Raw genomic sequence first — 17,223 nt, 5'->3', positions numbered from 1 at the left:
AAGCCATTAATCGAGATACTCGATTTCCTTGCTGAATTTTAGCCGTTCTTCCTGGAGGGCTTCCCTTAAAAAAGAAGGGGCCAATGATTTCCGAATATCAGATGAGACTTCAGCCAAAGGTTTTGGGCTGCCTTCTCTCTTACTTTCAATATGCAGAACTTCCTGAATACCTCCTGCCCGAACCCAATAATCCCGGCCGACAATCAGATCATCTGGCAAGGAAGGGTATGTCCCTTTCAACTGCTTTGAGCTATATAGCGCTGAAGAGACTTTCTTAGCACAATCTAGTTTCTCAACCTCTGTGATTACAGACTGCTCTCGAGACGAATCAAGCCAGACGGGCTTTACAGCGCATTGATCTGATAGGGAAATTACTGTAAGGCGATACTTCTCTCCACCTCCAAACTGATCAAGATGCGAGAGATAATAAGATTCAACATCTTTCTGGGATGGTACTTTTCGGGGTAAATTTCTTTCAATATATTCTTTTGCCAGAAGTTCACGTCGATAAGCCTGGGTTGCAAGCTCAATTTTAGCGAGTTCCTCTTCACTCATCATTTCCTGCTGCTTCTGCGCAAAGAGGAGCGTTAAAGCCATGCTGTCTACTAACTGACGGCGCTGCTCTGAATTATTAAGAACGTTCACGGCACCTTTACCCGCCAACCTTGACGCCTGATATTCAAGCTCGTCATAGGAAATGCTGCCATTGCCAACTTTTGCCACAATATTCTGAACGGGCTCGTCTGACACCTGATTGCAGGATGCCAGAAAAAAAACAGGGATCAGTGCCAGAAGCCGCACCATCATTCAAGCTCCGCCAGATTCAGCTCAATATCATAGACTGACAATAAGCGATCAAGCTCTGCCTGCTTCGCTTTAGCTTTCAGCATATGACGGATTTCACCTTTTACATCATCCAGTGATTTACGGATTACTTTCGGCTCTTCCAGCACTTTCACAATATGGTAGCCATACTCAGTCAACAGAGGATCGCTCACTGCGCCAGACTTTGTACTGAATGCTGAGCTTGAAAATATTGGCGATATTGAGCCACGTTTAATCCAGCCTAAGTCTCCACCTTTCTTCCCGGATATTTTGTCGTCAGACCGGCTTTTTGCCAGCTCTTCAAACGACTCGCCAGCCCGAAGTTTTGAGTGAATTTCAAAAATATCGGTTTTCACTTTCTGGATTTCATCTTCTGTCATGCCTGAATTCGTACGAATAAGAATATGTGCAACATGCACACGTTCTTCTTCATACTCACTTGCATGATTGGAAAAATAATTTTTCACAGAATCATCCGTGACCCGATCATTAATGAAGGATTCAAAATACCGGCTTACAATCATATTCCTGCGATAGTCGGATACAGCCTGATTGATCTCTGCCAGGTCTACTGAATCTTCGCCTAAAATCGCCTTCTCCAAGGCAACTCCCTGAGCATACTGTTTAAGAATGCTCGCCTTATTTTCCGGACGGTCTTCCTGAACGCCCTTCACTTTCAGATAGGTCGAGAACTCCTCCGGCGTAATACGCTGGCTGTCAACCTTGGCCACATAGTCGGAATCGGAGCAGCCAACCAATAGCACTGCAATTAAAATGGACATAGTGTTCTTAATCATATTCAATCCTTATCAATAAATTAAATTCAAACTGGTAATGGATTCGGCATAATCGGCGGCCTGAATCGATGCAAATTCTGATCATACGCAGGTCTGATCTTCTTCGTAACAACCCCACACAACTCCGATCCAATCTTAAACAATAATTCTTCCTCATCAACAAGCTCAGGCGAGCAGCTCATACAGCCAAAAAACTCTGAATTATCAAGCGACGGGTATGTGTATGACCAGCTATAAATATCTTCCATCCTGATCATTGTCTCCACACCTTCCTTCCCAATAGATACAGAATCTAAAAAGTATGGCGATGAGATTGAAAAAGCCGAGTAGAAATTTTCATGTTCAGGAGACCAATAAGGAAGTGTCAATGCCTCGATTTTTATAGAATCTTCACAATACTCCTGGGTAACCGGAAGTACTTCAAAGGTAAACGATTCTGTATCGTAGAAGCTACCATTGACAAACACCCGCAGGAATCCGGTTTTTCCATCCAGAGTTTCATTCAGATAGATGCTTAAAGAATTCCATGTATCCCCATCAGAGCCCTGATGATTCCAGCCTTCGGCACTTTCAGGAAAGAATCCAAAAATCCAGTCTTCAGGTAACGGGGTCTCCGGATCATCATCAGGCCAGCCAGCTGATGAACTATAAGCCCTTGTCGTTCCATAAAAAGCGAATACCGATCCCAGATATTTATCTTCAAATGCCACCAACGAGTCCCGATCTTTAATAAAAGAAACACCCTCTCTTTCCGTCGAGTTGTAGATTACTCTCATATCATTACCCAGGCTGGCCAACGGCGCAGGTTCACCATCGACCATCAGCACTATCGCAGCAGGTGCGTTAAAGGAATAGCGCAAACCAAACGCATCTTCGATACGATCTCCGACATGATAACGCAGCACTTTATTTTCCGGATCGACCGCATCTACATAAACATTGAAGTACGGTTCAGAAACATCCACACCGATATCACCGCTGTAAATTTTATCGTCATTTTCAAACTGCATCATTACCTGCAATTTCCCGCCGTTCCTGACATATTCCAATGCGGCATTCAGCAACAGATATCTTGGACGTGAATCACCATTACCTCCCGAACGGAACTGCGGCTCCTGATTGCTCGGTTTATACAGAATGAGGTCGCAGTCTGTTGTTAATGGGAATTCGATAAGTTCCCACTCCTCAGTCATTTCACAGATACGCCACTCAGCTCCTGCCGGAGGCGTGATAAGCAATGAGGTATACTCAAAACCTGAAACACCGAAAAGAGCAGAATAATCCGTAATCAGAATCTCCGGATCATAATCATAAACTTTAAAGGCATCGAAAGACTGCACAGATTCAGGCAAGGCTTCAATATTACCCGGTGCTACAACATCAAAGGATACATTTTCCCGGATTATTGCCCCGGAAGACAAATCCATAAGAATAACCTGATCCTGATAGGCTCCAGGCGGCAGAAGACCAGATAAGTAGACCGGAATATCAACAACAGTCTGATCGACTGACGTGTAGAAGCCAAATGCTCCCTCGCACGAGCCACCGCCATCACCACCATAGATGCTGAAACCATCCAAATAAGATGCACCACTGTAGCAGCCTGCCTTCAGATGGTCTTCAAACATAACAATATATCCACGACCACCGATAGGGGTGCCGTTAATACTGATGGACTTATCCAGCTCCAGCTTTAATCGCAGATTAACCAGGCGATTGCTCCCCAGGGCCAAGACAGGGCGATTCAGACTCTGAATACTGGAATCCGGCCGGGTATTAATATCGATACCAGCAGACAATGTCGGCGGCAATGTACTCCACTCAGGGGTTGTTGCATCACTTACAAAGCGATCAAAATCCTGCCATAGCGCTGTTAGCTTAGATTGCTCCGAATAGTTGGAAGTAATCATCAAGGATTCTGCCCCTCCCAACTTGTAACTATTGCTGAATTTTAACGACAATGCTGATAGCGGGGTTAATGAACCACCTGAGCCAGCAAACAACTGAGGCCCTATGTGCAGTAAATCCGGAGAGTAGAACATATTACTATTAACCGGCTGTGCAAAACCTGGGCTACCGTAGTAACAACCTGTGCAGTTAAGACTGAAGCTATGCTCAGCAGATGACCCAAACCAGCTCATCGGAAGCCTTAAGCCAGTCCACCACTGAATGTCTGAACCAGCCGTTGTTTTAATGCCTCTACTTCGATACAGATCAATATGACTGAGCTCTGACAACAACAGAGGATTGCTGACTGACGGCATCAATTTTAACCACTGCAACAGTTGCGAATCACGCAGAGTGATTGTTGAAACTTCCTCTCCTCTGGCATTACTGAGAACCAAACGAACGCCATTTGCTTTAACGTCTTCGGCATTGGCTGAAATATATTTACCCAAAACTTTGGTAAAATGCAGCCACTGCGGATCATCGCTGAACAGCATGTTACCAGCCGCTGGTAGTGTCCAAGGCTGAGCGAATGTATTCAGATTATTATCCAATACACCACGGTTTAATAAGTAGGCCTCATAAACCGCCCATCGCTCTGATTTCAGCTCAAAGCTCAGCGGTTTCACAACCGGGAACAGCGAAGATGACGAAGATTCTAATTGTGCAATGAAAGCTTTTTCAGCATCCATACTCATCGGATATTCCAGCGCATTTCTGCCCAGTTGCTGGGCACTGATGATTAACCGATAACCAGACTCTGCCGCCAGATCACCATCAAAATGCAGGGTAATAAGAAGATCTTCACCGCTGATCTCCTGATTTTGCACACTGCCGAGGCGGAGCTGGTCAATATTCTGCGAACCCGATGCATTGGCAAGGTAGAAATAAGGAATATCCGTAAGTTCCGTTACTCCTGAGATGCGATAAGTCAGGGTCAGCCCATCATAGACAGGGCTAATCGTGCTGAATTCATAAGAAACCACGGAGTCATCTGCAAAGGTTGATATTTCACCAGGTCCTTCTTCCAACGAAACACTCCCACCCTCAGCGTTCTGCACCGTCAGGAAGACAGAGGACGGGGTATCGTTCATCACACGCAGCAGCCAGGTAGAGATCAGCGTGTCAGCTTCATGAATTGTTACACTCTGATCTCTGGCTGTTCTCACCGGAATACTGACTGCAAGAGTATGCTCTGTACCATTAATATCCCTGACCGTCATTTCAACGGGAACCAGCTCCGGTGCATCTGTCAGCTCACGTTTAACATACAGGGCAAAGCGCAGGTCATTCTGCTGAGGCTCTATTCCGTCGAACTGCGCAGACGACTGCTCAGCCAGGCTGTCTTGCGGCACAGCTTCCGGCCAGTCAAATATATTGATCAGACCCATATCGCAGCCAAGCAATGAGTCTTCGCCCGTCAGATTACCACGCTGATCATAAACGGCCTGACAGAAGGAGGTATCCTTACCAGCACTTGTATCGAACCCAACAGGCTGACCATTCACTCTTACCGACATTACCTGAACATCAGCCAGAGTTTCGATTTCCATCAGTACAATGTTTCGATCGGTATTCCGGTACAGTGCTGCATCATATCCGGCATCAATTAAACGGAGTTGTGGTGCAGGCAACGCCGCACCGCCCTGCACATGGATAAGCTGCTGTGCATCAACCTGAGGCAACTCGGTAAGATAAGCCCGCACAACCGTCGTTCCACTTCCTGCAATTTCAACCTGTTGCGTGCCTGCCGGAATACTGACAACAGCAAGATCACTGCTGTTCAGCGTATACAGCCCAGCCATGCCACTGATATCCAGCCATACCGACAGGTTTTCGTCAGCAAAATGCGCTCTGATTTCCGGCTGGTAAGTTGTGCCGATATCACCAGCCGTAAAGTCGCGACTGGTTTGAATAAATTCAAGCTTATCGATAAAGAATGGGTCGATAGCATGATCGTCCGGATTGTTCGGATCCGACAGGGACACATATTCGACATAGTCCGGAATGCCATCGTTGTCAGAATCAAATCCGGATTCACCAACCGCAATCGTACCCAGCTGGCGTTCTAAGCTATCAGAAAGTCCATCATTGTCGGTATCGTCATTATCGTAATCCGTGCCGAATATGAATTCTTCAGCATTCGTTAAACCATCCTGATCGACGTCTTCATCACCATCCGAAATACCATTGCCATTAGTATCCGCCAGAGTAGGATCAAATTCTGTCCGGCTATGCTCATCCCAGTTACTGATACCATCACCGTCAAAATCGCCATCACGGGTCAGCATACGGATTGGCAGCGTATTGCCGAATGCTGGATTGCTGTATGCGTAACTGCTAGCACTGGCGCTCAAGATACGAATCTCGCCATCGGTAAAGCTATCCGTCAACATCCATGGCATAACCCAACGGCGCTCGGGGCCATTAAAGTCTGCCGGAATCTCATCCGTCAGCCCGGACAACATGACTCTGGCATCCTTAATATCGTAATAGTTGCTTGCTGTCAGGGCCTGCAGTTCCAGCGCATCATCTTCGATTTGATATGTTTTACTCGCTGCAATATAGATATCCGGAGTGTCAATCCAGCTGCTGCTGCCAACCTGTGCAGGGCGGAATGCCTTACCTGTAGCCACAGACTGTACATTCAGATCTTCGTGCTTCAGCTGGTAAGTACGGCTAATAACCATATTCTGAGCTGGTGTTACCCGAAGTGTTGTTCCTTCTTTTTCCACGGACTCAGCCAATACGTTTTCGATACCCGTTGAACGTAAGATGAATAGATCCCCTGCCGCACGACCCGAAGGAAGTTCGACGGCTTCATCAAATTCAAATATCAGCTGTGGACGAAGAGCAGAAACACCAGGCTGCCATGTAATATTCAGCAATCCCGGACCTTTCTGTTCAACCTGAACATCAAACGAAGTATTCAGATAGCGATAAGCTTCATCTTCAAATATTAAACTGAGTTGGTGTGTTCCTGCGTCTGAAAACAGCAAACTGAAAGAGGACACGCCGTACCAGATATAATTAGAGAGCAGAAGATGACTATCTTCCATGATTCTGTAATAAAGGCCCCGATCCTGTGTCTGGTTACCAAAACGATCGAACAGGCGTACCTCATAACTCAGCTGATCTCCCGTTTCGATTTCTCCTTTGACCGACCCCGGATTCAGCTGGAACTGGTCACGAACAAATACTATTCGCGCCTCATCTGCCAGAGCCGGACGAACATTCACTGGCAACTGATTGCTCTCTGTTAAAGCTGTGCCATTGCGGTAATAAACAGTCAGCGCAGTATCAACAGAGAATTGGTAATTTCCTGCTGTTTCCGCTGCGGAGACAGTCAGGTTCAGCGGTTGCTGCTCAAGTGTGAAGCTGAGCACTTCAACACCGTCAGCGGCGGTCGTAATATCACCGGCAGAATCAAGAGCAAAGTGGAACCCGCTATCCAGGCGTATCTGAATATCCTGTGCTGCGGTGTTGACCGGTATATTGCCAGCCTTATCTGAGGGCTTCAGCGTCAGCTGGATTTCTCCACCAGCAACCACATTCTGGCTGTATTCGGCGATGACGCCGGTAAGCTGACCGGCCTCAACATGGATAACCGATTGCGCTGGTTGCAGTCCAAAGCGGGAATCAGCATAGGCAGACAGAACATAATCCCCGGTTGTCAGGCTACTGTTCAACGCCCACTCTGCGTAACCTGCAGAGGATGTTGCTGTGCGTCCCAGATAAGTTTGATTATTTGCATCGTTCCGGCGGGCGATGTACCAGGTAATATTTTGTGCGGCAACACCCCGTGCAGCATCATCCTCCAGTACCACCTGATATAACGGACTTTCATCCGGTGTAATAAAGGCCGGATTAACATCGGCATTAACAGTAAAGCGGACCTGATTTGGCCGGCTGGTTACAGGCAGTTCATAAATTGAAGAAATATCCTGCTGACCAAAGCGGTCAACAACCTGCAACAGGAAGCGGAACTGACTCAGGTTACGATCTTCGGCAGCAACCGGAACTCGCACCGTACCATCCATACAGGTAAATTCGAGAATGACCTGTCCTGAGGTGTTCAGGACATTACAGCTTAACTGTTGTCTTCCAGCATCATCTACCGTCGCAATTCCACTTAATCGGATACTGGCTTTTTCGCCATAAATAGCAGCCTGTGGCAGCTCAACAATCAGCTTACTAATATCTGGCTGCTGATCTTTTTTCAGCAATACCGGAACCGGATACTCCTGCGTTCTGCCTGTGCGGTCTGCAACCCGGAGAGAAAGCGTATGCGATTCATCTCCTTGCTGACGCACGGTACGCTCATCCTGCAACTGCAGATTAAGGGCACTTTGCTTACCCTGCAGGCTCAACGTCTGCTCCGCATCCAGCCAGCGGATACTCGCCGCTTCAAGCCATACGTCATCCCTGACACTACCTGTCAGACTGAGCGTATCACCTTCAATAATCTGAATACCCTGCGTATCGGGTAATGAGAGACTGATATTATTTATTGTCAATGACGTAATTTCAGGAGGCGTATTTTCAATAACGGTCAGTGCCCGCATTTCTTCAGATTGATTACCGGCATAGTCTGATGCGACCACACGGTAGTTCAGCGAGGCTCCCGCAGAATTAGCAACATCATTAACAGACAAGATAGTGTCGTCAAAAATGGCCGCTTTCAGTTCGCTCTCACGGTACAGAAGAATACTTTGTACGCCACTTTCATTATCAGCCGCGGTACTGATAACACTGAAGTTCTCATCGGAGATCACTGTATCAATATCAACAACCGGCTCACCTGTCAGAACAATATTAAGCTGTGGAGACTGAACATCTGTCTGGCGCTGAATCTGGCGAGCAGCAGACTCAGCAAAGTTGCCATAGATATCGACGGCCCGTGCTTTCAGCCAATAACCGTCTTTTTCAATACCGAAATTACGGCGGATAATAAACTCAGGGCCATAATGTTTCGCAATCAGCTCATAGGGGCCAGCCTCAGCCGAGGCCATGTAATATTCAACAAGCTGAACAGGCTGACTGGCCTCATGGAGCACAGCCTCAATCTGCAATGGTGCCGGATAATAGCTGATACCAGGAAAATCCAGACTAACCGTCATATCATTGCCTGGCAGGTCACGTGACTGTAAATCTGCGCGGGTAACCGATCCTTCATAGATACGGCCATAATGATCCTGAACTCTGGCCCGGATATTAATCGACTGTCCATTCAGCAACCAGCCAGGGACAATATCACTGTAATTTCCAAATGCCGGCAGCGAATAACTCAGATTTTCATTTAAAGAAATATCGGATGCAGCGATAGAAGTATTATCACTGAGTTCGAAGTCTAAGAATTCGCCGTAAGCAAAGGTGTTGCGGCGACCAGGGCGCACAACATCTGCTGAAGCCCTTTGAATACCGGTACTTACATGCTCAATGGTGACGGTACCATCGACAAAACCAACAGCCAGATACGGGGAAGATGCAGCCAAAGCTGTAATTTCTGTTTCGTAACTGAAATCACCTTCCAACTGCAGGTTATCCAGCTGAACTGCCCGCAGTTCTGCGGTCAGTTCTGTTTCATAAGCCACCCAAAGCAGCCCACCCGCAAGGGCAATCTGACTGACATGTTTCGCATCCGGCAGCGAATACCCATGCACTTCACCATTGTCCGGTGTGTAGTACTGCAGACCACTTTCCTGACGTAACCAGATTCTTCCGGATTCAGCAGCGATTTGCCGCACAGGCTCAGTTAAGCCGATATCATGCTGATACCAGCGAACATCGTATGGATGTATTGGCCATTCCGGGAAGTAATATTCCAGTAACTGACCATTATCTGTCGCCACCCACAGGGCATCCTCGCGCCATGTTAAAGCGGCAACTTTCGCGTTGCCAGGTAACGCCAGAACAACTTCTCCGCTATCAGGATCATCATCCGACACAATATGCAGAGTTCCACCATCAGCCACAGCAACATAAGGCTGGCTTACCGCCATATATGCAGGCTCAAAACCACGTATCCGGGTTTTCTGAGTTGCTGCTGGATCAGTCAGATGAACAACCACATCAAGATCCTTCTTCGCAACCCACATTCCATGATCGGTATGACCAAGCGCTGCGACACGTTCTGCATATGGTGAACTGAGATGCCGGGAGTGCCACTCGCCATGATCATATGCCATGCGGTAAGCACCATAGTGGTCGGCAGCGACATACAACTCGCCCATCCACCAGTCCATCGCTGATACACGACCACCAGGCTTATAGCGATCCATAAACGATGGCCGTGCATCAGCATCAACGCCGATTCTCCAGCGCTTACCATTAGCCGCGTAAAGGTAACCGTTACTCAGTAATAGTTGCTGACGCGAAATACCTTGCAGATCAACATAACCAAGAGACTGAACCTCTGGCAGCAAATCATCAGCAAGGATGACAAGCTGATCGGCATCTGCAACCAGCGCCAGAGATCCTGCGACACTGATAGCCTGCTCACTGACAGGGAAAATACCTGCACTGGTAAATTCACTCAGCTCATCACTCTGCAGCGTAAAGCGCTGCAATTCACCACTTTCAAACTGTATCCAGTAATTATCATGGTGACGAACCAACCATAATGGCGACGCATTGAATTCTTTTAATTTTTTGTCATCCAGCCACAGAGCCTGCTGTTGCAAATACAGCAAATGATCCCCGGCAACGACAGAAGATGTAAGCGTATCACTGAGCGACCAACCAGATTCGGCGTGCAGAGCATTACCAAATATTGTGAACCGGGCCATCTGACCCTGCCCCCAGGTCCAGAGGTAACGGCCATTCAGTGCAATTCCATTCAGGCCCACCATTGGATGATGCGCCACCTGCTGATAATTAAGGTCGCCATCAAAAATGCTGATACCCTCTTCGGTCAGTACCACCAAACGACGCCCAAGCGCTTCAACTGCAATGATATTCTGACTGGTTTCCAGCAGCATCTCGCCAGCTTCGTTCTGCACTGTACGACCTCGGGCAAAAACAGTATCCCCCACTCTGGCAACGCCATCAGAGAAGGAAGCGACATCGGCCTGAGGCTGTAATTTAAATGGCGCAAGAATTACAACGCGATAAACAGCCGTATCACTGTTCCCCTTTCCGTCATCGACATAGGAACGCACCACGACTTCCTGTGCATCGTCGGGAATATCAACCCGCAGGAAATTCTCAGCGGAAGCCAGGATATTTCCCTGAATATCTTCCACCAGAATTAAACCCGTATTAATGCTTTCAGTATTGCCACGCTCCAGTTCCAAAGCGGAACCTGCAAGCTGAAATTGCGGCACACTCAGTGCAGCACTGATCGACTTAACTAAAGGTACGGCCTTCAGCGCAACCTTACTCTGGGTGAAATACAGCTCATCCCCATAATAAGCCTGAACTTTTACATAGTAATTTTCTGCCAGGTCCAGAGCAGGAAGCTGCAGATTAACATCACCGTCACAACCACCAACATTAACAGCACTGATTGCCTGACCATTAAAGTCCTCCAATATGACACGGCTGTATCTGACAGCGGGCATCCCGACACAGTCAAACCGGACCCGCAGCCAATCAGTTTCGCGATATGCCGCATTATTTTCCGGACTCAGAATATCAATACGCCCTTCGCTTTGATTCGCAGTTCCAATCCAGTCATAGGTTTTGGCTGTACCTGATGCATTAAAAGTATGACTCAGACTTGAAGACATTGGCTGCCACCACTGCCAGCCCAGACCCGCCAGCGGAGCAACTTCAGTATCGTCCGTATTCGATATAACAACCGGCTCACTATCCGGTGTAACAAGCAATGGAACATTTCCCTGCTCAGCAAGAGTCTGCCCCGCCGGACTTACCAGCACCTGGTCAGTAAATACAGGCTCATTAAGCAACAGAGATTCTTCCCCTGAACCTGACATACCAACATAACTGACAACAATACTGGACATTGCAGCGTGATATGGCAGAAGCCAGTTATACCGGTCAATTTCATGCAGTATTCTCTGCTGGCCTGAAGTATCCCGTGCAACAACAGTTAACGGCTGGTCCGAACTGATGTGATAACCGGTTTTCGCGTTCTCCACGCTGAAGGCAGGAGTAACAGAATCACCAATGACTTTTTCCCTGACAACCAGATCAGTTCCATTAAAGTAAGCGAAACGGTGACTACCAATAATAAGACGCTGCACTTCCGATAGCAGGCCAATCTGCTCGGCGCTACGTACCGCGTGCCAGGTTCCATTGTTCAGTTGCAGCCACCAGATGTTGTCGTCAGGCACCAGAGCCTGAACCGGCTCAGCAACAGAATATTCTCCATCAGATACCAGACCTTCATCTGTCAGCTGGTAGAAATCAATACGCTGACCCGCGTTCAGCGCAAAGCGCTTATTAACAACCGCAAAAGACTGATAGCGCTCTGAATTGAAACGTTGTGCTTCATAAAGACCAATCAGACCATCAATCACCGTTGGCTGGATATCGACAAGGGCATTGTCCGTCAGTACCCACAAATGGCCAGCATCGTATACGGTACTGATAATCTCACCCGGCGTTACACCCGGCAGGTCGGTTATTGTGGTTCCGGTCAGCTGCCACGCCAGAATCGTGTTACCGGCCTGAGCAAAAAGCAGATCGCCATTCATTCCAGCCAGATCACCGTGCAAGGCAACATCCGTAATAACCGTTGGAATATTGTCACGCCATTCAAGCAGGCGAACGCGGTTCGCACCGGAAATTTCATAGGCAACAGCTACCCGGTCTCCATCGACCTGAATACTGCGAACAGTACCTTCAGCAGAACGATAAACCTCTGCATTTTCCACCTGTAACAGGAAGCCACCATAGACCTGGTTCAATGCGGAAACAAAGCCAAGTGAAAGGCTGTTTTTCGCATCAACAAAGCGTTCTGTTCCTGCCTGAAGAGACAACAATGTCTGGCTGCCAGACTGCAAATAAGGCAGGACATTCAGTGTTTTTCCGACTGAGGCGTGATTGCCACTCAGATCATACAAATGCGCGGACAGTGACAGTTCTGCGGAAGCATTGCCGGCTGACAGCTGTACATCATGCAAGGCATTCTCCTCGCCGAACGGTACATCGGAGTCACCGTTTTTCTCACCGGTCAGACGGATAAATGAATTATCCGCCTGATCTGAAATTTCAGGCTCAGCGGTCGCCGCGAAAAGCAACTCAGTTCCTGACAGCAGTTGATTGTCTGGTTCTGTAATCAGGAGCGGTACCGCTCCAAGAACCTCATCATCTTCAATATTGATATAAGCCTGAGCACGAACCTGCCCGTTACTGAGAACCCGGATAACCGCCGCCGAGGCACCGTTCACCGACGGTATGGCAAAGTCGACCGTAGCTCTTACAGTTGCTTTATCAGGCTGGCTGAGTATCCGGTCGGCAGGATTATCAGGATGACCTTCTTCACCACCGATCCAGAATTGCACGGTCGCTTCTTCCAGGTTCTGCATTTCAATCAGAGCATTTAAGACAGTACGCTCTTTAATACTGACGCCATTAGCCGGAGCCAGCAGACGTATAGCGGGCTCACCCAGCTCAGCATCATACGGGGTTAACAGAATCTCACGGCCATTAGCAACCGATGCCTCGACACTCTGATTACCGTTCGGGTCCGTTGCCCGGACACGAATCCGGATATCATCGGGATACGCGTCATGGGTCGGAGTAAACGACAACCGGTTTGGCTGTTGCAACGACTCCCAGGCGCCATCATTGACCGATGCCTCAACACGTTCAACACCGTAGCGGTCAAATGAGCGGATCAACACATCCAGTGGCAGATCCCATGGCACATAACCACCATGCTGAGGTGAAACAATACGGATATCCGGCGGAGTGATATCTTTATGCAGAGTATAAGAAGCCGAGAATTCTTTACTGCCGTCGATTCCAAACGGCACGCGAACGCGAACCGGAATACTGGCTTGCTGCTCTCCCTGATAATCCAACAGCATATCGGCCAGTTTTGGCTGGAATATATCAGCATAAACGTCGACAGATACGCCATTACTTACTGCCTGAGTAACCACAGGCTTCCAGCGTCCGCGTTCAAACAGGTCAATGCGTACTGCCTGAAGATCAATCAGTTCAATATCGCCAGCGACCGTAAACTTCAGCTGACTGTCGCTTACCTCTTCAATAACATCCGGCGTTGTGGAAAATCCGGCCAGATTAATCTGAGGGTCTTTCAGCGGAACCTGAATGGTTCTGTGCGCCAGCATTGCTCCGTCACTGACAGTCGCAGCCAGCGTCAGGTCCTGCTGTGCCAGCGCAACAACAACCGGGAAGGCTCCGGCTGAACAGTATTCATTTCTACTATTCTGACCCAGCTCCGGGCCAAAACTCAGGCCGGCATCATTGCTAATACGATATTTTATCCGTAATTGATCTTCTGGCTGAAGATTATCTTCCGCCACAAAACGCAGGCAGTGCACTTTACTGCGGGTCAATGCGACAGAAGACGTAATTTCCTCATCATTGGCAGCGTTCAGTAACCGTATATTGGTAGGGGCTTCACGATCCAGCGTACGGGTTTCTGCGACAAAACTCCCCTGATCATCAATGCTGTATGACTCGACCGGAAGATTGCCATAAATATCAGCAAGACCGAATAATTCCAGGCGATAGACGGAATTATGATCGGTGAAAGCCGTGCTGCGGTTGCCCAGCTGAATTATGCGTCCATTATTCAGCATTTTCAGCTCAAATCGCTCCGTCACATCGTCCGTTACTATCTGGCCATTAGCATACAGTGTGCGCGATACACGGTAGGCCGGCAGCTGCATTGGCTCATCAGCCTCCAGTGTCAGAGGTTGTTCGTAATAATATTGATTAACCAGCTCCAGCTTCGGTGGAGTATTGTCCACCACCCTCAGAACAGAGGATTCAATTTGCTCAGTGGTCTGTTCGCGAACAATAACCACATGATATTCACGACCAACTTTATAGGCTTTATCTTTAGAACGTACCGGCACCAGGAAAGACAATTCATTGCCTGAAGCTTTGTGCTGTACACGATAAGTGTCTTCCAGCTCAAAACCGTCTTCGGCAGGTATCCAATAAACGTCAAGCCCGGCACTGTTACCCGCCAGAGTCATCCGGATAGTATCCCCCCCTGTATCGCTGACCGTAGTGGGATCTGGCAGGTCAGATACTACTGCCGATATGACCAGCGGTTGCACAATGTTGAGTGCCGCTGGCGTACTGAAGATCTCGGCGGCGGTATGCAGATGCAACGGTTTAATACCCAAAGACTGAGCAGAGAAACTGAAACGGATATATGCGGAGCTGCGTTCCGCATCCGTCAGATCAATATCCGCCTCTCCGATTTTCAGTGACTGCACCTGATCAAACGCCGCACCAGATAGCTTAAGCTGATGAGTGCCCCCCAGCGTAACCGTATCCGGAGATAAGGCTCCGACTTCAGGCTCTCCGATATCAAAGGCAAGTGGTGTCATAAACTGATACTGACGATCATGTAACAGCTCAAGGCCATCAACATACTGCCGTAATTGATCCGTCAACTGCAGATAATAAGTACTTGCTGGTTGCAGCTCCCCTGCATAAGTCTCCAGAAGCAAATGATGATCGACAGGACGTGATATACCGTCGGCCATGCTTCCATCGGATGATTTCAGTGAAATATCTGCTCGTGCCCAGTTCGGGTGCAACATCGATAACGGTAAATAAATATTGGCACTGCTGCTGCGAATAACGGACAAGTTTTCCGGAGCCGCGGTCAGCACTGGAATCCGGGTGTGATACAACTCTCCGCTCCGAATCCACTCGGCCAGACCTGCACGATAATTCAGGTTCCGGTTGCCGGTTCCTTGCAACTGATAGCGGGTTATCTCCTGCAGCGCAACCTGGTGAGCATCATCAAAATTGATGTCATATACCATCTGGATGTGTGCTGATGTATTCATCACTACCAATATTTCACCGTTCAGACTAACCAGAGCATTAGCCGGAATACTGGTCAACCCTGCCTGTTGCTGGCGGTCAGTATCGAGCCAGTGTAAGCGGGTACCATCGACAACTGCTGCTAAACCATGGTGCATAACCAACTGCTGGGGATGAATTGCAGCATGAGCCAAAGTTCTCGAACCAGCATTACGGCTCAGCGGCAAGCTGATCAGCTGTGTTGCCGTTAGTATATGTACTTCGCGATCAGAAACCGCAACATCAACCACTGTGCCGGAGATCGGCTGGGAGTCCCACTCACTACCAGTGGCATGGGCGAAATAAACTGCTTGTTGATCCCAGGCAATCAGCTGACGGCTTGTAGCTGCAATTCCTTTAAATCCAAACTGCTGAGGATTTGAGATTTCATTAATCAACTCCGGTGCATAGACATTGCTGATGTCATATACAAATACTGAACCGGATTTATTCATCAGAATGTACAGGAAATTTCCGCTCAGTCTTATCTGCTCAACACGATCACTTTGTGGCATTGAGAGGGATGACAGGAAAGACGGTATATCACTCTCATCGGTGGTCAGTAATTGCACGGTAGACGGATAAGCTCCGCGGCTGATCGCCAGCAAGTCACCATCACGGGTGTAGTCGTTCACAGTAACGCCACTGCGCTCAGGCTCCAGCTCAACCCTGAGCTGATTATTTTCAGCAGAACCAATGCCCTCATTTGCAACCACAATATGCAGAGTGCCGAGCGTATTGTCGGGTTGATCAAAGGCCAGAATATCGTCACGTAAGAGTTCAACATTCCGTGCAGGTTTGCCGTTTACAGAAACAGAAGTGAATGGACCATAGCCCTGCCCTTGTATTGCCAGTCTGTGTTTTTCGTTGTAACCAAAAATCTGGGTAGATGACTCGACACTGACATCAGATTCCCGGTAGCGTCCTGCCAGAGAAATCGATGGATCAGCAACAACATTCAGACGACCTGTATACGTTTCCGAGCTCTGGCCATCACCAATACTGATGGCATACAGTGCATTCTGATTCTGAGCGTCAGGGAGCGGCGGCAGTGTAATGCGGATATGGGTGTCACTAATCCACTCAATCATCGATGGATCGATAATTACATCGCCAATCTGCACCGTCATACCGGGATAGAAACCGCTGCCAAACAGATCTAAAGTTTGACCTCCCTGCCAGCTGATATATTGACTGCTTACCTTAGTCAATTCAGGACGAGTATAATCACGATAAATAAAATCCGTACGATAACGGCCATGCAGAGGCTGCCCATAAATATCCAGCACATCTTCGCTGACTCTCAGCTCATACTGAACGCCATCCTCAAAGGCAAAGTCCGGAATGATACTGACCTTTGTCAGTCCATTAGTAACTGTCTGACTGAAACTCAGGGCAATAGGGGCGCCTGATTTATACAGGCGGATATTATTGTTATTAACCGTTAATTCGCTAACAACCCGGTTAAACGTCAGACTGAGTGTTTCATTTTTCAGCAGGGCTTTGCTCACCCCCGGGTGCTGATCAACGATAACAAACAAGTCATTCTCAATCGTAGCAACCTGACCGCTAATGCCAAGTCCAGGAGTAGTTTCGTATGGATTTTCGTAAGGCTGATCACTATTAACCAAACCATATGCCGTACCGGCATAAAGCGCTGCTGGCTGAA

The 17,223-nt window shown here is 48.2% G+C and carries 3 protein-coding genes (1 of these 3 running past the window's edge); all 3 read right to left on the bottom strand.

From position 1 onward, the window contains the following. Positions 1–6 precede the first annotated feature (6 nt). Tightly spaced (at most 26 nt apart), the 3 genes in view from HUF19_RS01480 to HUF19_RS01470 form a layout consistent with a single transcriptional unit that may run on beyond the window. Entirely contained in the window at positions 7–807 is an 801-nt protein-coding gene (locus tag HUF19_RS01480) for a hypothetical protein (protein ID WP_260998175.1), read from the bottom strand. After that, positions 804–1,622, bottom strand: coding sequence for a peptidylprolyl isomerase (locus HUF19_RS01475; RefSeq protein ID WP_260998174.1), 819 nt, complete (start codon positions 1,620–1,622; stop codon positions 804–806). The genes HUF19_RS01480 and HUF19_RS01475 overlap by 4 nt, the downstream gene beginning before the upstream one ends. A 26-nt stretch (positions 1,623–1,648) precedes the next feature. Next, positions 1,649–17,223: the 3' portion of an IPT/TIG domain-containing protein gene (locus HUF19_RS01470; RefSeq protein WP_260998173.1), read on the bottom strand. 20,563 nt of this gene lie beyond the right edge of the window; 15,575 of the gene's 36,138 nt are visible here — the last part of the coding sequence; its start codon lies beyond the right edge, outside the window; the stop codon is at positions 1,649–1,651.

This window comes from Thalassolituus hydrocarboniclasticus, from assembly GCF_025345565.1.
In the GTDB taxonomy this organism is placed as follows: Bacteria; Pseudomonadota; Gammaproteobacteria; order Pseudomonadales; family Oceanobacteraceae; genus Venatoribacter; species Venatoribacter hydrocarboniclasticus.
Note: the sequence above shows the minus strand (reverse complement) of the source record. Positions and strands in the feature narration are given on the sequence as shown.